The sequence below is a fragment of the Enterobacter sp. 200527-13 genome (assembly GCF_027924865.1).
Classification (GTDB): Bacteria; Pseudomonadota; Gammaproteobacteria; order Enterobacterales; family Enterobacteriaceae; genus Enterobacter; species Enterobacter ludwigii.
In genome coordinates this window covers 724,124-742,671 of sequence record NZ_BSCM01000001.1, presented here as the reverse complement: position 1 = coordinate 742,671, position 18,548 = coordinate 724,124, and the positions used below count along the sequence as shown (strand labels likewise).

20 protein-coding genes are annotated in these 18,548 nt (G+C 55.5%); 8 read left to right on the top strand and 12 right to left on the bottom strand.

Translation table 11 applies throughout. From position 1 onward, the window contains the following. Window positions 1-12 precede the first annotated feature (12 nt). The 4 genes from artI (at window position 13) to artJ (ending at window position 3,044) form a co-directional block, all read left to right on the top strand. On the top strand, window positions 13-744 hold the full coding sequence (gene artI / locus QMG44_RS03505; protein WP_020884864.1) for an arginine ABC transporter substrate-binding protein ArtI: 732 nt from the start codon (window positions 13-15) through the stop codon (window positions 742-744). A 6-nt stretch (window positions 745-750) separates the two neighbouring features. Then, entirely contained in the window at window positions 751-1,467 is a 717-nt protein-coding gene (gene artQ / locus QMG44_RS03500) for an arginine ABC transporter permease ArtQ (protein ID WP_014169322.1), read from the top strand. Further along, window positions 1,467-2,135 carry an arginine ABC transporter permease ArtM gene (artM, locus tag QMG44_RS03495; RefSeq protein ID WP_025204592.1) on the top strand — a complete coding sequence of 223 codons (669 nt, stop codon included), beginning with the start codon at window positions 1,467-1,469 and terminating at the stop codon, window positions 2,133-2,135. The genes artQ and artM overlap by 1 nt, the downstream gene beginning before the upstream one ends. A gap of 177 nt (window positions 2,136-2,312) precedes the next feature. After that, the gene (artJ, locus tag QMG44_RS03490; RefSeq protein WP_020884865.1) at window positions 2,313-3,044 is read left to right on the top strand and encodes an arginine ABC transporter substrate-binding protein ArtJ; all 732 of its coding nucleotides are present in this window, start codon (window positions 2,313-2,315) and stop codon (window positions 3,042-3,044) included. Between the two features lie 62 nt (window positions 3,045-3,106). On the opposite strand, the gene QMG44_RS03485 is transcribed toward artJ, so the two are convergent. The 11 genes from QMG44_RS03485 to nfsA all read right to left on the bottom strand — a co-directional run bounded on the left by QMG44_RS03485 (window position 3,107) and on the right by nfsA (window position 13,825). Beyond that, a complete protein-coding gene (locus QMG44_RS03485; protein ID WP_086532739.1) occupies window positions 3,107-4,573 on the bottom strand; it encodes an ATP-binding protein in 1,467 nt (488 codons plus the stop codon). Next, complete coding sequence (locus tag QMG44_RS03480) at window positions 4,560-5,264, bottom strand: response regulator transcription factor (protein WP_040017022.1); 705 nt, start codon at window positions 5,262-5,264, stop codon at window positions 4,560-4,562. Before QMG44_RS03480 ends, QMG44_RS03485 begins: the two co-directional genes overlap by 14 nt. A 71-nt stretch (window positions 5,265-5,335) precedes the next feature. Then, complete coding sequence (gene rlmC, locus QMG44_RS03475; protein ID WP_086532740.1) at window positions 5,336-6,463, bottom strand: 23S rRNA (uracil(747)-C(5))-methyltransferase RlmC; 1,128 nt, start codon at window positions 6,461-6,463, stop codon at window positions 5,336-5,338. Window positions 6,464-6,503: 40 nt separating this feature from the next. Continuing rightward, window positions 6,504-6,977 carry a YbjO family protein gene (locus QMG44_RS03470; protein ID WP_014169315.1) on the bottom strand — a complete coding sequence of 158 codons (474 nt, stop codon included), beginning with the start codon at window positions 6,975-6,977 and terminating at the stop codon, window positions 6,504-6,506. Between the two features lie 65 nt (window positions 6,978-7,042). Then, window positions 7,043-7,888, bottom strand: a complete 846-nt coding sequence (gene potI / locus QMG44_RS03465) for a putrescine ABC transporter permease PotI (RefSeq protein ID WP_020884869.1) — start codon at window positions 7,886-7,888, stop codon at window positions 7,043-7,045. Beyond that, entirely contained in the window at window positions 7,885-8,838 is a 954-nt protein-coding gene (gene potH / locus QMG44_RS03460; protein WP_014169313.1) for a putrescine ABC transporter permease PotH, read from the bottom strand. Before potH ends, potI begins: the two co-directional genes overlap by 4 nt. Window positions 8,839-8,848: 10 nt before the next feature. After that, complete coding sequence (gene potG, locus QMG44_RS03455; RefSeq protein WP_020884870.1) at window positions 8,849-9,982, bottom strand: putrescine ABC transporter ATP-binding subunit PotG; 1,134 nt, start codon at window positions 9,980-9,982, stop codon at window positions 8,849-8,851. 143 nt (window positions 9,983-10,125) lie between these two features. Continuing rightward, complete coding sequence (gene potF / locus QMG44_RS03450) at window positions 10,126-11,238, bottom strand: spermidine/putrescine ABC transporter substrate-binding protein PotF (RefSeq protein WP_014169310.1); 1,113 nt, start codon at window positions 11,236-11,238, stop codon at window positions 10,126-10,128. Window positions 11,239-11,590: 352 nt separating this feature from the next. After that, window positions 11,591-12,067 carry a YbjN domain-containing protein gene (locus tag QMG44_RS03445; RefSeq protein WP_014169308.1) on the bottom strand — a complete coding sequence of 159 codons (477 nt, stop codon included), beginning with the start codon at window positions 12,065-12,067 and terminating at the stop codon, window positions 11,591-11,593. A gap of 63 nt (window positions 12,068-12,130) precedes the next feature. Further along, window positions 12,131-13,033: a 30S ribosomal protein S6--L-glutamate ligase gene (gene rimK, locus QMG44_RS03440; RefSeq protein WP_020884872.1), complete on the bottom strand. Its 903-nt coding sequence runs from the start codon at window positions 13,031-13,033 to the stop codon at window positions 12,131-12,133. A 69-nt stretch (window positions 13,034-13,102) separates the two neighbouring features. Beyond that, a complete protein-coding gene (gene nfsA / locus QMG44_RS03435; protein WP_025204598.1) occupies window positions 13,103-13,825 on the bottom strand; it encodes a nitroreductase NfsA in 723 nt (240 codons plus the stop codon). A 182-nt stretch (window positions 13,826-14,007) separates the two neighbouring features. Between nfsA and QMG44_RS03430 the strand changes: the two genes are divergently transcribed. Continuing rightward, a complete protein-coding gene (locus QMG44_RS03430) occupies window positions 14,008-14,277 on the top strand; it encodes a GrxA family glutaredoxin (protein WP_014169305.1) in 270 nt (89 codons plus the stop codon). Between the two features lie 30 nt (window positions 14,278-14,307). Here the strand turns inward: QMG44_RS03430 and QMG44_RS03425 are convergent, their stop codons facing one another. After that, window positions 14,308-14,682 carry an inner membrane protein YbjM gene (locus QMG44_RS03425; protein WP_020884874.1) on the bottom strand — a complete coding sequence of 125 codons (375 nt, stop codon included), beginning with the start codon at window positions 14,680-14,682 and terminating at the stop codon, window positions 14,308-14,310. Between the two features lie 273 nt (window positions 14,683-14,955). On the opposite strand from QMG44_RS03425, the gene QMG44_RS03420 reads away from it, so the two are divergent. From QMG44_RS03420 to QMG44_RS03410, 3 genes are all read left to right on the top strand, one after another. Beyond that, the gene (locus QMG44_RS03420) at window positions 14,956-16,641 is read left to right on the top strand and encodes an aspartate:alanine antiporter (RefSeq protein WP_014169303.1); all 1,686 of its coding nucleotides are present in this window, start codon (window positions 14,956-14,958) and stop codon (window positions 16,639-16,641) included. A gap of 250 nt (window positions 16,642-16,891) precedes the next feature. Continuing rightward, window positions 16,892-17,212 (top strand): metalloregulator ArsR/SmtB family transcription factor, encoded by a 321-nt coding sequence (locus QMG44_RS03415; RefSeq protein WP_086532749.1) that lies wholly within the window; start codon window positions 16,892-16,894, stop codon window positions 17,210-17,212. Between the two features lie 36 nt (window positions 17,213-17,248). Then, window positions 17,249-18,538, top strand: coding sequence for an arsenic transporter (locus QMG44_RS03410; protein ID WP_086532750.1), 1,290 nt, complete (start codon window positions 17,249-17,251; stop codon window positions 18,536-18,538). Window positions 18,539-18,548 lie beyond the last annotated feature (10 nt).

Sequence of the window (18,548 nt, the reverse complement as noted above, 5' to 3'; positions counted from 1 at the left end):
GGGGAAATGATAATGAAAAAAGTATTACTTGCCGCGCTGCTCGCCAGCGTCACCCTTTCCGCTACCGCAGCCCAGACGATTCGTTTCGCGACTGAAGCGTCTTATCCTCCGTTTGAATCCATTGATGCGAACAATAAAATTGTCGGCTTTGACGTGGATCTGGCAAACGCCCTGTGTAAAGAGATCGACGCAACCTGTACCTTCAGCAACCAGGCGTTCGACAGCCTGATCCCAAGCCTGAAGTTCCGCCGTATCGACGCTGTTATGGCCGGAATGGATATCACCCCTGAGCGCGAAAAACAGGTTCTGTTCACCACCCCTTACTACGACAACTCTGCCTTGTTTATTGGTCAGAAAGGCAAATTCACGTCGGTTGATCAGCTGAAAGGCAAGAAAGTGGGCGTGCAGAACGGCACCACGCACCAGAAATTCATCATGGATAAACACCCGGAAATCACCACCGTTCCGTATGACAGCTACCAGAATGCGAAGCTGGATCTGCAGAACGGCCGTATTGATGGCGTGTTCGGCGACACCGCCGTGGTGACCGAGTGGCTGAAAGCCAACGATAAACTGGCGCCAGTGGGCGATAAAGTGACCGACAAGGATTACTTCGGCACGGGTCTGGGTATTGCCGTTCGTCAGGGCAACACTGAGCTGCAGCAGAAATTCAACGCTGCGCTGGAAAAAGTGAAGAAAGACGGCACCTACGAAACCATCTACAAAAAATGGTTCCAGAAGTAATTCCTGATGAATGAAATTTTTCCTTTAGCAAGCGCCGCCGGGATGACCGTCGGCCTTGCCGTTTGCGCATTGATTATCGGCCTTGTGCTGGCGATGATCTTTGCGGTATGGGAATCAGCAAAATGGTTCCCTGTCGCATGGGCCGGCTCAGCGCTGGTCACCGTGCTGCGCGGGCTGCCTGAAATTCTGGTGGTCCTATTTATCTATTTTGGCTCCTCGCAGCTGCTGTTAACGCTGTCGGACGGCTTCACCCTCAATCTGGGTGTGGTGCAGATCCCGGTGCAGATGCAGATTGAGAACTTTGACGTCAGCCCGTTCCTGTGCGGCGTGATTGCCCTCTCTCTGCTCTATTCCGCGTATGCTTCGCAAACCCTGCGCGGTGCGCTGAAAGCGGTTCCGCAGGGACAGTGGGAGTCTGGCCAGGCGTTAGGCTTGTCGAAATCGGCGATCTTCTTTCGTCTGGTGATGCCGCAGATGTGGCGTCATGCGCTGCCCGGGCTGGGTAACCAGTGGCTGGTGCTGCTGAAAGATACCGCGCTGGTAAGCCTGATCAGCGTGAACGATTTAATGCTGCAAACCAAAAGTATCGCGACCCGTACCCAGGAGCCGTTTACCTGGTACATCGTGGCGGCGGCTATCTACCTGGTGATCACGCTGGTGAGTCAGTACATCCTCAAGCGCATTGATCTGCGTGCGACGCGCTTTGAACGGAGACCAGGCTGATGCTTGACTATTTTCCGGAGCTGATGAAAGGGCTGCACACCAGCCTGACGCTGACCGTCGCATCGATCATCGTGGCGCTGATCCTGGCGTTGATCTTTACCATCGTCCTGACGCTAAAAACGCCGGTGCTGGTATGGATTGTGCGAGCCTACATTACCTTGTTCACCGGTACACCGCTGCTGGTGCAGATCTTCCTGATTTACTACGGCCCGGGTCAGTTCCCGTCGCTGCAGGAGTATCCGGTTATCTGGCACCTGCTTTCTGAGCCATGGCTGTGCGCCCTGATTGCCCTTTCGCTGAACAGCGCGGCCTATACCACGCAGCTGTTCTACGGGGCTATCCGTGCCATCCCGGAAGGGCAATGGCAGTCCTGTGGTGCGCTGGGCATGAGCAAGAAAGACACGCTGGCTATCTTGCTGCCGTACGCGTTTAAACGTGCGCTCTCCTCCTACTCCAACGAAGTGGTCCTGGTTTTCAAGAGTACGTCTCTGGCCTACACCATCACGCTGATGGAAGTCATGGGCCACGGGCAGCTGCTCTATGGACGCACCTATGACGTCATGGTGTTTGGTGCCGCGGGCGTGGTCTATCTGGTGGTGAACGGTTTGCTGACGCTGATGATGCGCCTTATCGAACGTAAAGCGCTGGCGTTTGAGCGCCGTAATTAATCACAGATTTGCATAAATTTTATTGACGAAGACGGGCAAGTCTAACGACTGCCCGTCTTTTTTTATGGGTTAAATAATATTTAATCATTTTTATTGAATATAAATTCATTAAATGGCATTGTATTTCCATGCCGCAGACACGGCGCATAAGACAGACTGACAGACGGGAGCATTACAATGAAAAAGTTAGTTCTGGCCGCTTTACTGGCCACTTTCGCCGCTGGCGCATCAGCTGCAGATAAAATCAACTTCGGCGTTTCGGCCACCTATCCGCCGTTTGAGTCGCTGGATGCCAGCAACCAGATTGTCGGTTTTGATATCGACCTCGCCAAAGCCCTGTGCAAACAGATGCAGGCCGACTGCACGTTCACGAACCATGCGTTTGACAGCCTGATCCCGTCGCTGAAATTCAAAAAATACGACGCGGTGATCTCCGGGATGGACATCACGCCAGAGCGTAGCAAGCAGGTCACCTTCACCGACCCGTACTACGCCAACTCGGCGGTGGTCATTGCGAAGAAAGGGGCTTACACATCCTTTGACCAGCTGAAAGGCAAACGCATTGGGATGGAAAACGGCACCACGCACCAGAAATACCTGCAGGACAAACATCCTGAAGTGAAAACCGTGGCCTATGACAGCTACCAGAATGCCATTATCGACCTGAAAAATGGCCGTATTGATGGGGTCTTCGGTGACACTGCGGTGGTGAACGAGTGGCTGAAAACCAACCCACAGCTGGGCACCGCGACCGAAAAAGTGACCGATCCACAGTACTTCGGTACGGGCCTGGGCATTGCGGTGCGTCCGGATAACAAAGCTCTGCTGGAAAAACTGAATGGCGCGCTGAAAGCAATCAAAGCTGACGGCACGTACAAGAAAATCAGCGATCAGTGGTTCCCGCAATAACAGCTTTTGTCGGGTAGCCTGGCCTACGGGGGTGGTCTGTAGGCCGGGCAAACCCGGCAATTTCACAGTGGAACAAAGAAGCGAAAACGAGCCCCGTTCGTGGACTCCATCAGCCTGATCCCCCCGCCGTGCAGTTCCAGCATGCGTTTCACAATCAACAGCCCCAACCCGCCACGGTTTTCCCGTGATGCCTGCGGATTTAACGCCGAAGGACGCTCAAACAGATCGTTGCGAAGAGAAGCATCAACGCCGGTTCCATTATCAGCCACCTCAACCTGTAGCTGCGCGTTCTCCTGCCAGACCGCCAGACGGACCTCTCCACCGGTCGGCGTATGCCGCATCGCGTTATCCAGCAGGTTAGTCACCACCCGCTCAATCATCGAGACATCGGCATTCACCAGCGGCAACGGGCCCGGTACATCAATGCGCAGGTTCACCTCCCGCGTGCGGGCCGTGAGTTCAAATTTCTGCGCCACGTCTGAAATCAGCTCACCCATGGCAAAACGCTCGCGCTGCGGTTTGATGCCGCCGTGCTCAAGGCGCGCCAGTTCAAACAGCTGCTGCGAAAGATGACGCACTTTCTGCCCCTGGCGCAGCGCCGTGGCGAGATACTGCTGGTGCTCCTGCGGCGTCAGCGTCGCGGATTTCAGCGACAGCGTTTCGAGATAGCCCAGCAAGGAGGTGAGCGGCGTGCGTAAATCATGCGAAATATTGGCGATAAACTCCCGGCGCTGACGATCGCTGTCGGCCAGCTGATCCCACTGCAGGGTGATTTTACGGGCCAGCTCGATAAACGTATTGCGCAGCGTGGCCACTTCATCCTTTACCGTGGTTTCTGTAGGCTGCGCCGCCAGCTGCTTAATGGCGCTAATGCTGTCCTGCTCCAGCCCGGCCACTTCCTGCGTGAGACGTTTGACCGGACGCGTTACCCAGTACCAGACCAGTAACCCCGCCAGCAGACCAAACAGCGCGACCCACATCAATGACCACAGGACGGTGTTCCAGAGCGCCTGATGCCAGGCCATCTCCGCCAGCGCGTTTGACTCTTCGCCCTGCAGAATAATGTACAGATAGCCTTTCAGCTCTCCGTCCTGACGCAACGGCGTTGCGCTGAAAACCTTTTTGTTCTGGCTTCGCGGGTCATCGCCCAGTACCGGCCGCGCGGCATCACTGAGGAAAGTCTGCACCGGCCCGAGGTCGATTTTTTGCCGCTGGATATGCCCCGGCGGCGCGGCGTCAGCCAGCAGTTCGCCATCAGGCGAGACAACGTACAGTTCGACGCTTGGATTGAAGGTCATCAGCCGGTCAAAGAGCGGTTTCAGCGCGTGGCGGTCAACCCTGCCCTGCGCATCCAGAATCGGTTCCCGCTGGACAATCTGCTGCGCCAGGCCACCGGACAGCCGCTGCACCATCGCATTACCGTACTGCGTGGTGCTGTAAAGTTGCACCGCGCAGGCGATGGTCGCACAGAGCGTCAGCAGCAGAATAAACAGCAGCGTCAGGCGCTGGCTCAGGCTAAAGCGGCGCATCGTTTGGCTCCGCAAATTTGTAGCCTTTGCCCCAGACGGTGCGAATGATCTCCGGCTCGGCGGCGTCCTTCTCAATCTTGATGCGCAGGCGGTTAATGTGGGTGTTGACGGTGTGTTCGTAACCTTCGTGCTGATAGCCCCAGACCTGTTCCAGCAGCGCCAGACGCGAGAAAACTTCACCGGGATGACGGGCAAAGAAGTACAGCAGTTCAAACTCGCGCGGGGTGAGATCCACCACCTGGCCGTGCAAAAGCACGCTGCGCGCCAGCGGGTCGAGCGTCAGGCCGTGAGCCTGAATATTCCCGGCACTTTGCGCCTGCCCCATCGCCTGCTGGCGTCGGAACAGCGCCTTGATGCGCGCGATCAGCTCCTGTACCGAAAACGGCTTGGCCAGATAATCGTCCGCCCCGGTTTCCAGCCCGGTAATGCGGTCGGTTTCGCTGCTGCGGGCGCTGATGATGATCACCGGCAGGTAGCGGGTCATCTGGCGAATGCGACGGCAAATCTCCAGACCGTCGACGTTGGGGAGCATTAAATCGAGGATCACCGCATCCCACGGCTGCTTCTCGAGGCGCTGTAAGGCATCGCTCCCGTCGGGCTCGTGGGTGATGGCGTAGCCTTCATCTTCTAAGTTGAGGCGCAGAAGCGCCGCGATATCGTGGTCATCTTCCACCAGCAGGATCTGCTTCATGGGTAAGCCTTCTTCAATTCTGATGAGATAAGCTTACCTGATTTCGCAGGCGGACAGAGTTCACATTTTGTTTAAGATTTAACGAGTAGCGTCAGGACTTCATAATGCGCGGTATGCGGGAACATATCGAACAGCTGGACGCGTTCAATGCGGTAGCCCCGCAGCGTCGCGATATCTTTTGCCATCGTCTGCGCGTTGCAGCTGGAGTAGACGATGTAGTCCGGTGCCATCTGGCTCAGATAGTCGCACAGCGCTTTCCCGATGCCCCGGCGCGGCGGGTTCACCAGCACCAGTTCAGGCACATTGACCTGCCCCGTCGCGAACTGCGTGGAGTCCAGCGCCTGGAAGTGCAGCCGGGTCAACCCAAGCTCTGCAGCAGACTGTCTGGCACAGGCAATCGCTTCGGCGGAGATCTCAATCCCGGTAAGCTGCATGTCTGGCGTGGCGCAGTGCAGACCGAAGCCGCCCACCCCGCAGAACAGATCCCACATATGATGGATATTTAACGCCCGCACCCAGTCACGGGCGGTGGCATAAAGCGCACTCGCGACGGTCGGGTTGGTCTGGAAGAAGCTTTGCGGACGGATCCACAGCGGTACATCGTTGAACGTTTCTGCCAGCGCATGCTGTTCGGTGAAGAAGATCTCCCGCTCCCCTTCCATGATAGCCATATGCACCGGCTGAATATTCGCGGTGATAACGGTTAACTGCGGAAGCTGTTGCTGAAGCCATGGCAACGCCGCGCGAAGCTGCTCCACCTTGGCGTCTGAGCGCAGAACAAAGCGCAGCATCATGCTGCCGTCTACCTGGCTTTCGGTAAGAAGAAGGTATTTGAGCTCGCCGCGCTTGCGGGCAACGTTATAGGGCGTTAATCCGGCACGGGCAATAAACGGTTTGAGCGCAGCAAAGACCGGGGCGAACGAGGCGGGATAAAGCGGACAGTCGGTTAAATCTTCAGGCGTACCCTCGCGATGCAACATGCCCAGCAGCGGTTTTTCAACGCTGCCGCTCACCACCATTTTGGCTTTATTACGAAAGCCCTGCTCCGGCCCGCTGACGGGTGCGCACCATTCGCCCACGGCATGGTCTGCCAGCAGGTGATGCAGGTCGGCCATTTTGGCGGTGAGTTGCTGAGAAACCGGCTGTTCTATCCACTGACAGGAGCGGCAGCGACCGGCGTCATAGAGTGCGCACTGCATATCAAAACCTTAAGAATCACGAGGGCTGCGATTATACACATTATTGCAGCTGGAAGAACCGCCGACTGGAAGCAGGCACGAACAGGAAGAACAGCACCAGCATATCCGGGAGTTTTTGCAAAAACAGCGCGTGCAAAATCTCGCGTTTTGATCCACCCGCAATGCTGAACAGTTCCGGATAGCCATACCCCAGCGAGGCGGCCCACAGATAGCTCGCCGCCGTAATTTGCGTCAGCAAATATACCCAGCGCGCCCAGTTGCGTCCTCTGACCAGCGAAAATGCGCAGTAAATCTCGATAAACACCAGTACCAGGCTGCTCAAAAAGACCAGCGTCAGGTTCCACGTCTGTACGCTGCGGTGAATGAATTCAGCCATACCGCGCACACCCAGGGTGTTAAGGATCATCAGCACATCAAGACAGCGGATCATAATAATAGCGAGCGCCGCCACCTGCACCAGTGCAGGGACGTTTGGACGAGCGTGCGTAAGACGTGATTTTTTTAATAATCCCAATGTTTTACTTCCCTGAAAAACAGTGCCGCGTCATGCGCGGCACATCACTGGAAATTTTAAATCCTTCAGCCGCGTCTTGCACGCTGGATATCACGCACACGTTGTTTTTCCGCGCGCGCCATCAAATACCAGGCGATAAATCCGACAATTCCGACCACCCCGAGGATGATCGAGGCCAGGGCGTTAATCTCCGGATTGACCCCCATGCGTACGCTGGAGAAGACCAGCATAGGCAGCGTCGTCGCGCCCGGTCCTGAGACAAAGCTGGCGATAACCAGATCGTCGAGCGACAGCGTAAACGCCAGCAGCCAGCCGGAGATCACCGCCGGCATAATCATCGGCAGCGTAATGATGAAGAAGACCTTCAGCGGCGTCGCACCGAGATCCATCGCCGCCTCTTCAATGGAGCGGTCCAGCTCGCGCAAACGCGAAGAGATAACCACCGCCACGTACGCGGTACAGAAGGTGACGTGCGCCAGCCAGATGGTGAGCATGCCGCGATCTGCCGGCCAGCCAATGGCATGCGCCAGGGCCACGAACAGCAGCAGCAGCGCCAGACCGGTGATAACGTCTGGCATAACCAGCGGCGCGGTGATCATAAAGGCAAAGCCGTTCGACCCCCGAAAACGCCCGAAGCGCACCATGACCAGCGCGGCGATGGTCCCCAGCACGGAGGCCATCGTGGCCGCCAGCGCGGCGATGGTCAGGCTCAGCCCCACCGCGCTCATCATCGCGTCATCATGGAACAATTCGCCGTACCAGCGCGTCGACCAGCCGGCCCATACCGTTACCAGTTTGGAGCTGTTGAACGAGTAGATCACCAGCATCAACATGGGTGCATACAGGAAAGTAAAGCCAATCACCAGGATGGCAATTCGCCACGGGGAGCGCACTACCGGTAAGTTGTTCATCCGTGGTCTCCCATCTGTTTCTGCTGATGTTTGTGGAACCACATGATCGGTACGATCAGCAGGAGCAACATCACGATCGCCACCGCAGACGCCACAGGCCAGTCGCGGTTATTAAAGAACTCCTGCCACAGCACGCGCCCAATCATGATGCTGTCCGGGCCACCGAGCAGTTCCGGGATCACAAACTCCCCTACCGCCGGGATAAAGACCAGCATCGACCCGGCAATAATGCCGCCCCGGGTCAACGGAACGATAACGCTGAAGAAGGTTTTAAGCGGTCGGGCACCAAGGTCAAGCGATGCTTCCACCAGCGAATAATCGATACGCGTCAGCGCCGTATAAATTGGCAGCACCATAAACGGCAGATAGGCGTAAACAATCCCGATATAGACCGCGAGATTGGTATGCAGGATCGTCAGGGGTTGATCGATAACCCCAAGCCACATCAGGAAGTTATTCAGCACGCCGTTGTTTTTCAGGATCCCCATCCACGCGTAGACGCGGATCAGGAACGAGGTCCATGACGGCAGGATCACCAGCAACAGCAGAATGTTGCGCGTCGAGGATTTACTGTGCGCCACGGCCCATGCCAGCGGGTAACCCAGCAGCAGACAGCAGATCGTCGAGATCGCCGCCACCTGCAACGACTGCAGATAAGCTTCGAAATAGAGCGGATCTTCCGTCAACTGCAGGAAATTGCCGAGGTTAAGGGTCAGCGTCAGCTGTCCGTCAGCCCAGTCCAGCAGGTTGGTATAGGGCGGGATCGCCCGCGCCATTTCCGCCAGGCTTATCTTAAAAACGATCAGGAACGGCAGCAGGAACAGCAGGATCAGCCACACGTAAGGCATGGCAATCACCAGCTTGCGTCCGTGATTCATCTGCATGCGCGCCAGCCAGTGCGCGAAGCCACCCGGTTTCTCAACGCGGGCTGGAGGTTCTAAGGTACTCATTGTCCGCTCCTTATACCGTCAGCACTACACAACTGTCCGCATCCCAGCACAGGCGAACTTCATCGCCCCAGGTCGGCTGTCCCTTGCGATAACGATGTTCGTTCTGCAGCTGGGCGCTGAGCATCTGCCCGCTTTTCAGACGCACATGGTAGATGGAGAGGTCGCCCAGGTAAGCAATGTGCACCACTTCCCCGACGGCGAAGTTAAAGCCATCGGCCGGCGGATCTTCGCACAGCATGATCTTCTCCGGGCGGAGCGCGACATACACCGGCACGTTATCCACCACCGAGCTATCCGGATCGACCTTAAGCGGATGCTGCAGCCCCGGCGACTCGATCACCAGACCGTCATCCTCGCGCGATTTCAGCAGCCCTTCGAAGACGTTGACCGACCCGATGAACTCCGCGCTGTAGCGGGTGGTCGGGTGCTCATAAATCTCTTCCGGCTCGCCAATCTGTACGAACTTACCGCGGTTCATGATCGCAATACGCCCGGCCATGGTCATCGCCTCTTCCTGGTCGTGGGTAACCATCACGCAGGTCACCCCCACGCGCTCAAGGATATCCACCACTTCCAGCTGCATACGGTCACGCAGTTTTTTATCCAGGGCGCCCATCGGTTCATCGAGCAGCAGCAGCTTAGGACGTTTCGCCAGGCTTCTCGCCAGCGCCACGCGCTGACGCTGGCCACCTGAGAGCTGATGCGGTTTACGCTTCGCGAACTCCTGCATGTGCACCAGGCTGAGCATCTCTGCCACGCGGGCGGTGATTTCGGCTTTCGGCAGTTTGTCCTGCTTAAGACCAAAGGCGATATTCTGCTCCACCGTCATATGGGGGAAGAGCGCGTAAGACTGGAACATCATGTTTATCGGGCGCTGATACGGCGGCACGCGGGAAAGATCGACACCATCCAGCATGATTTGCCCGGCGGTAGGCTGTTCAAAACCGGCCAGCATACGCAGCAGGGTCGATTTACCGCAGCCAGATGCGCCCAGAAGGGCAAAAATTTCACCTTTGTAGATAGTCAGGCTGACGTCGTCCACGGCATGCTGACCATCGAAAGATTTGGTGAGGTTACGAATTTCAAGAAGCGGGGTCAGCGCTTTACGGACTTTCGCCTGCGGGCGGGGGATCGCGTCATTCACGGGGTGCTCTCCGGCAGAAATCAAAACTGGTGCAAACGCACCATCAGGGTGCGCATCGTCGGGCGGCGCTCACGCCAGCCCGACCGACGGGTTTAGCAGGCCCGGTGAGCGCTTTTGCCACCGGGCAACCGTACCGGACGCCGTTATTTACCGCTTTTCACTTTGGTCCACGCACGGGTACGTACGCGGTCAATTTTAGGATCCTGAACTTTCAGGGTGAACAGCTTGGCAAACACATCCGCCGGCGGATAGATAGCCGGGTTATTGCGGATCTCTTCGCTGACCAGCGGCACAGAGGCCTTGTTGCCGTTAGCGTAATAGACGTGATCGCTGATATGCGCGATGACTTCCGGACGCATCAGGTAGTTAAGGAACTGGTAAGCTTCGTCTTTGTTTTTCGCGTCAGCCGGCATGGCGAAGACGTCGAAGAACGCCAGCGCGCCCTCTTTCGGAATGAAGTAGGAAACATTCACGCCGTTTTTGGCTTCTTTGGCGCGGTTAGCTGCCTGCCATACGTCCCCTGCCCAGCCAATCGCCACGCAGATGTCGCCGTTTGCCAGGTCGTTGATGTACTGTGAGGAGTGGAAGTAACGAATGTTCGGACGCAGCTTCAGCAGCAGATCGGTTGCCGGGCCGGTGTAATCATCGGCCTTGCTGCTGTTAGGATCTTTGCCCAGGTAGTTCAGCACGGTGGCGAAAATCTCTTCTGGCGCATCCAGGAAAGAGACGCCGCAGCTTTTCAGCTTCTCAAGGTTTTCCGGCTTCAGCACCACGTCCCAGCTGTCGAGTTTGACATCTTTACCCAGCACCGCTTTGACTTTATCGACGTTATAACCAATACCGGTGGTCGCCCACAGATACGGCATCGCGTATTTGTTGTCCGGGTCATGCTTGGCGACCAGCTTAAGCACTTCCGGATCGAGGTTTTTCCAGTTCGGTAATTTGCTCTTATCGAGCGGCTGGAAGACACCTGCCGTCAGCTGACGCTCAAGGAAGCTTGCGGAGGGTACCACCAGGTCAAAACCGGTACTGCCCGCCATCAGTTTCCCTTCCAGCACTTCGTTGGAATCGAAAACGTCATAGACCACTTTAATGCCGGTCTCTTTTTCGAAATTAGCGACGGTATCCGGCGCGATATAGTCAGACCAGTTATAAACGTGCAGCGTTTTTTGTTCCGCAGCGAGCGTGCCGGCAGAGACGGCCATCAGAGCACCCGCAACCAGACCCGATAACCATTTTTTATTCAAGGCGATCATATCGTTATTCCTTCTGAAAGCTCGTTAACAAACGAACTAAAACTGTGCAATCTGAAGATATGCAATAATCATGCATAGTTTGTCGCTCTGCACGAAATAAAAAGAAACCTCTTTACCCGGCAGGATCCGCTCGCTTTTTTTAAGCATCGCAAGAATAACTGTAGCCCGTGTCTCCGGCTATAGCCCAGACGAAAAAACGCCTTTTATCAATTTTTTATGCAGGTTATGTCTACGTGATAAGCCGAAATGGCGCTTGGGGAGGTGAAAAATTCTTTAAAGAAAGGTTAAAAGCAGCAGAAAAAATGGCGTTATGCAGCCGCTATGGCAGCGACTGCGCAAAAGTCAGACAGGCTTAGTGAAGAAAATTGGGAGATGCATCATTATTCTCTGCATCATCTTCCGCGCTATACAGCAAATGGTGCGCATTGGCTTCCATCATTACCATCGAAATTTGCTCTTCACTCAAGCGCATAAACCAGGAGAACTGCTTGAAAGAGAGGCCGGCACCGGAGAATAAAGACTGGCAAACGACCAGTTTTGGCAGATTATCATCCTGTATATCGAGAAATGCTTTCACCGTCAAAGAACTGGCGTTGATGGCCGACAGGTCAGAGGCCAGTGCCAGCAGCGCAGACGGTTTCACTTCGGCCAGCGCAGAGAAGAGGATCACGTCGTTAATGAGATCGATTTTGGCATCGAAAATACCATCGAAATTTTGCATATGAGGCAAATGCAGCGCCTGGCAGGAATCACATTCAAAGAAAGTGATTCCGGCATCATCGAGCCATTGACGTAACGTATCCAGTGTTGGAACGACCTGTAAATCCATCGCTGTGCAGCCTCTTTAATAAAAACTTCGCATAGAGTACGCAAAAAGTGCGCTGTAATCCATTTAACCGCCCGTTTTCAGACAGTAGCCCGGCGTTGCGTGGCGCTCGACCCATGAGATCATTTTACCCGCAATATCGACCCCGGTGGTTTTTTCCACCCCTTCCAGTCCCGGTGAGGCATTCACCTCCATCACCAGCGGCCCGCGCGTCGCCCGCAGTAAATCAACACCCGCCACATCCAGCCCCAGCGTTTGCGCCGCCTTCACGGCAATCTCACGCTCGCGATCGCTGATATCCGCGACTCTCGCCACGCCGCCACGGTGCAGATTAGAGCGGAAATCGCCCTCTTTTGCCTGGCGTTCGATGGCCGCAACCACCTCGTTACCGACAACAAAACAGCGAATGTCGCGCCCTTTGGCTTCTTCAATGTACTCCTGCACCAGAATATGGGCATTCAGCCCACGAAAGGCGTCAATCACGCTTTCCGCCGCCTGCCGCGTTTCGGCCAGCACCACACCGATGCCCTGAGTGCCTTCCACCAGCTTGATCACTAACGGTGCGCCACCCACCATATCGATTAAATCGCTGGTGTCGTCCGGTGAATGTGCAATGCCGGTAACCGGAAGATCGATACCCTGCCGGGCAAGCAGTTGCAGCGAACGGAGCTTATCGCGGGCGCGAGATATCGCAACGGATTCATTGAGCGGATAGCTGCCCAGCATCTCAAACTGGCGCAACGCGGCCGTGCCGTAATAGGTTATCTGGGAGCCGATGCGGGGGATAACCGCATCAAAATGCGGAAGCTTGCGGCCTTTGTAATGAATCGATGAGGCAGCAGGATCAATGTTCATATAGCAGGACATCGGATCGAGGATCTCAACCTGATGCCCCCGTTTTGCCGCCGCTTCTCGCAGGCGTTTACATGAATAGAGCGTTCCATCCCGGGACAAAATGGCAATTTTCACCCTGCACCTCTCTAAAGACATGGAAAAAGCCTGCGTATCATACACGCAGGCAGGCGCAGGATGAATGGGCTATCGTGTCGCCCAGCCCTGTTTGTGCAGATAGTCGAGAATAAACGGGCGATTCTCTTTAATGATGGTGCGACGAATGTGGTCACTCCAGGTATCGCGACGGTTATTGCTGTCGCGCGTCATGTAGTAGTGCGCCAGCTCTTCATCGTATTGCGCCAGCACATCCTGATCGACAGGCTGGTAGTGGTTTTCATGCACCAGCATCGCCGCAGGCAGGCGCGGCTTGAGGTCCGGGTTATCCGCAGGCCAGCCAAGGCACAGGCCAAACAGGGGCAGAACATGTTTTGGCAGCTTCAGCAGTTCGGTAACGCTTTCGATATTGTTACGCAGCCCGCCGATGTATACGCCGCCCAGCCCCAGCGATTCCGCCGCCGTGAAGGCGTTTTGCGCCATCAGCGCCGTGTCCACGACGCCCAGCAGCAGCTGTTCGGCAAGGCCAAGCTCGGCTTGCGGGCAGATCTGCAGGTGACGGTTAAAATCGGCGCAGAACACCCAGAACTCGGCTGCCTGTGCCACATGCTTTTGTCCACCGGTGAGGGTCACCAGTTGTTCACGCATTGCCGGGTCGGTAATACGAATAATGGAGCTGCACTGCAGGAAGCTGGAGCTGGATGTCGCCCTTGCACTGTCAATAATGGCTTCACGCTGCGCCGGCGTTATCGGCTCGTCGGTGAAGTGGCGAATTGAACGATGGGAACGTAGCAGGTCTATGGTTGGCGTCATCTTGTCTCTCTTTGTCTTGCGTGAATCATATCGCAGCCAGTATAGGCAATGATGCGCGCGATGTAATTGGCGAAACATAGCTGAGAGGTATTATAACGACAGGCGAAACCTTCTTTAATGACGACAGGTTATCGGGCACTATAGACCCATTCGCCGTCAGGCTTGTTTTCGAGGAGAGAGAAATGTTTGCAGTAATTTTTGGTCGTCCAGGGTGCCCTTACTGTGTGCGCGCGAAAGAGCTGGCTGAGAAACTGACCGAAGAGCGTGATGATTTTAACTTCCGTTATGTTGATATCCACGCGGAAGGGATCAGCAAAGCCGATCTGGAAAAAACCGTGGGTAAACCGGTTGAAACCGTACCGCAGATTTTCCTCGATCAGAAACACATTGGCGGTTGCACAGACTTTGAAGCATACGCTAAAGAACATCTGGGCCTGTTTGCCGCTCAGTAATGCTAAGACGCCCTCACCCTGAGGGCGTTTTTATTTGTGCTGTCTGCGCCGGGCCAACATGCTATGAACAAACAAAAAGCATAGCGCTCCCAGTGCGCACCAGAAGACGCCACTCAGCAACCACGCCAGCTCCTGCCAGAAACTTCGCGTTGAAATATACAGTGACCGCATCAGCAGCAGACACAGCGGCGCTGCAAGTATTGCGCCCAGTAACGGTTTCACCACTTCCCCCCGGCGGGAGAGAAAACTGGCAGCAGCCCCTGGCAGGGTGAAAAAGAGCAGCCCCAGCTCCGGATGACCCGACGCCCTGAACGCTCCCTTCACATTAAAAGCGAGGGACATGCAAACGACAATGAACAGCAAAAAGCAGCTGATCACTCCCGCCCAGTTTCGTTTAATGTTCAAACTATCCTCCTGACTTATCTCTATCAAATACACTTTCGTCGGGTAGACGCCCAGTCAGATAAAGCAATGCGGCAATCCTTGCCAAAGTACACACAGGGTGAAGCGATAATAGGTGGCTGTCAGTAGCTAATACGATTAAACTAACCGCCAGCTAATGTTTTAGGGAATAAAGCTGGAAACAGGGAGCGTTAAAGCCTTTCCCTGACCCAGAAAACAGTAGCCCAAAAAGTCCTTTCATTCAACAACTTACTGGTAAACAAGAAGTTAGCCTCCGTGAATATAAACGTCGCAGACTTGTTAAATGGGAATTACATCCTGTTATTATTTGTGGTACTGGCGCTGGGCCTTTGCCTGGGTAAATTGCGCCTTGGTTCGGTTCAACTTGGTAATTCCATTGGCGTTTTAGTCGTCTCACTATTATTAGGCCAGCAGCATTTCAGCATTAACACGGACGCGCTCAACTTAGGTTTTATGCTGTTTATTTTTTGTGTTGGTGTGGAAGCCGGGCCCAACTTTTTTTCAATTTTCTTCCGCGACGGCAAAAATTATCTGATGCTGGCGCTGGTCATGGTCGGCAGCGCGCTGCTGATCGCCTTAGGACTGGGTAAACTGTTTGGCTGGGATATCGGGCTGACGGCCGGTATGCTCGCCGGCTCGATGACCTCCACGCCGGTGCTGGTGGGTGCAGGCGATACCCTGCGCCACTCCGGCATGGCCGGTGCGCAACTCTCTACCGCGCTCGACCACCTGAGCCTGGGCTATGCCCTGACCTATCTGATTGGTCTGGTGAGCCTGATTGTGGGCGCCCGCTACCTGCCAAAACTGCAGCACCAGGATTTGCAGACCAGCGCTCAGCAAATTGCCCGCGAACGCGGTCTGGACACCGACAGCAAGCGTAAAGTCTATCTGCCCGTGATTCGCGCCTACCGCGTTGGGCCCGAGCTGGTTGCATGGGCGGACGGGAAAAACCTCCGCGAGCTGGGGATTTACCGCCAGACAGGCTGCTATATCGAACGTATTCGCCGTAACGGCATTCTGGCAAACCCGGACGGCGACGCCGTGCTGCAGATGGGCGATGACATTGCCCTGGTTGGTTACCCGGATGCCCACGCCCGCCTCGACCCGAGCTTCCGCAACGGTAAAGAGGTGTTTGACCGCGATCTGCTCGATATGCGTATCGTCACAGAAGAGATTGTGGTGAAAAACCATAACGCCGTCGGCCGTCGTCTGGCGCAGCTGAAGCTGACCGATCATGGTTGCTTCCTCAACCGCGTGATCCGCAGCCAGATTGAGATGCCAATTGACGACAACGTCGTGCTGAACAAAGGCGACGTTCTGCAGGTCAGCGGCGATGCGCGACGCGTTAAAACTGTTGCGGACCGCATCGGCTTTATCTCTATTCACAGCCAGGTCACCGACCTGCTGGCCTTCTGCGCCTTCTTTATCGTTGGCCTGATGATCGGGATGATCACCTTCCAGTTCAGTAACTTTAGCTTTGGCATCGGTAACGCTGCCGGGCTGCTGTTCGCCGGCATCATGCTGGGCTTCCTGCGAGCGAACCACCCGACCTTCGGCTACATTCCGCAGGGTGCGCTCAATATGGTGAAAGAGTTTGGTCTGATGGTCTTTATGGCGGGTGTCGGCTTAAGCGCCGGTAGCGGCATTGGCCACAGCCTGGGTGCTGTTGGCTGGCAGATGTTGGTTTCCGGACTTATCGTCAGCCTGGTACCGGTCGTGATTTGCTTCCTGTTCGGTGCTTATGTGCTTCGCATGAACCGCGCCCTGCTCTTCGGGGCAATGATGGGGGCCCGTACCTGCGCCCCGGCAATGGAAATTATCAGTGATACCGCACGCAGCAATATTCCTGCGCTGGGCTATGCGGGCACCTACGCTATCGCTAACGTACTGCTTACGCTGGCGGGTACGCTGATCATCATCATCTGGCCTGGACTCGGATAACTCTTAAGTTCTGCGCACGACGAAAAAATTTTCGTTACGCGCAGAACTTTTTTATCAGGGGGCAGTCATAACTATTGCCACTGCTTTTCTTTGATGTCCCCAATTTGTGGAGCCCATCAACCCCGCCGTTTTGGTTCAAGGTTGATGGGTTTTTTGTTGCCTGAAATTCCCCTCTTCAACATTCCGCCTTCCCTCTTTCCACCCAAACATATATGCTTAACCATATATATAACCAACCGCAGGAAAGCCGATGCTACATCCGGTCCAACTTTTCAAAGCCCTCTCCGACGAGACTCGCCTGTCCATCGTCATGCTTCTGCGCGAAGCCGGGGAACTGTGCGTCTGCGATCTCTGTTCCGCCACGGCTGAATCACAGCCCAAGGTATCGCGCCATATGGCGCTGCTGCGTGAATCCGGGCTGGTGAGCGATCGCCGGGAAGGGAAATGGGTTTATTACCGTTTGTCCCCCACTATGCCGGCATGGGCTGCCACCGTGATTGAGAACAGCTGGAATTGCTTGCGGGAAGAGACCCGCGTAAAGCTGAAAAACCATCTTCCGGGCGCGTGTTAAAACACATTCATAAAAACAGATATAACGGAGTTCACGATGTTTCTGGCTGGGGCAATTTTTCTGTTTACACTGGTGCTGGTCATCTGGCAGCCCAGAGGGTTAAGTATCGGCTGGAGCGCCACGATGGGTGCTGTACTGGCGCTGGTCAGCGGCGTGATCCACATTAACGATATTCCGGTGGTGTGGGATATTGTCTGGAACGCGACGGCCACGTTTATCGCCGTCATCATCATCAGCCTGCTGCTTGATGAGTCCGGATTTTTCGAGTGGGCGGCGCTGCACGTGGCCCGCTGGGGTAATGGCAAGGGCCGGTTGCTGTTTACGTATATCGTTCTGCTGGGTGCGGCCGTTGCGGCGCTTTTTGCCAACGACGGCGCGGCGCTTATCCTCACGCCCATCGTTATCGCCATGCTGCTCGCCCTCGGGTTCAGCAAGCAGGCCACGCTGGCGTTTGTCATGGCGGCTGGATTTATCGCCGACACTGCCAGCCTGCCGCTGATCGTTTCGAACCTGGTCAATATCGTATCGGCAGACTTCTTCTCGCTGGGGTTCAGCGAATACGCCTCGGTGATGATCCCCGTGGATCTCGCCGCGATTGCGGCCACGCTGGTGATGCTGCACCTGTTCTTTCGAAAGGACATTCCACCGACATACGACCTGTCAAAACTCCGCGAGCCTTCCCGCGCGATTAACGATCTTCCAACCTTCAGAACGGGCTGGGTTGTTCTGTTACTGCTCCTTGTCGGGTTCTTTGTACTTGAACCGCTCGGCATTCCGGTCAGTGCTATCGCGACAGCAGGCGCGTTGATTTTGTTTGCCGTTGCAAAGCGCGGGCATGCCATTAATACGGGAAAAGTGCTTCGTGGCGCACCGTGGCAGATCGTTATCTTCTCGCTGGGGATGTACCTGGTGGTGTATGGCCTGCGCAATGCCGGGCTGACGGAGTATCTGTCAGGGGTTCTCAATCTCCTCGCCGGGCATGGCCTGTGGGCCACCACGCTCGGTACCGGGTTCATCACGGCGTTCCTGTCATCCATAATGAACAATATGCCGACCGTCCTGATTGGGGCACTGTCTGTCGATGGCAGCACGGCATCGGGTGTGATTAAGGACGCGATGATTTATGCCAACGTCATTGGCTGCGACCTGGGTCCGAAGATCACGCCTATCGGCAGCCTGGCCACCCTGCTCTGGCTCCATGTCCTGGCGCAGAAAAACATGACGATCACCTGGGGCTATTATTTCCGGACAGGCATCATCATGACGTTGCCGGTTCTGTTTGTGACGCTCGCCGCGCTGGCGTTACGTCTCTCCTTCACACTGTAATGAGTAACGG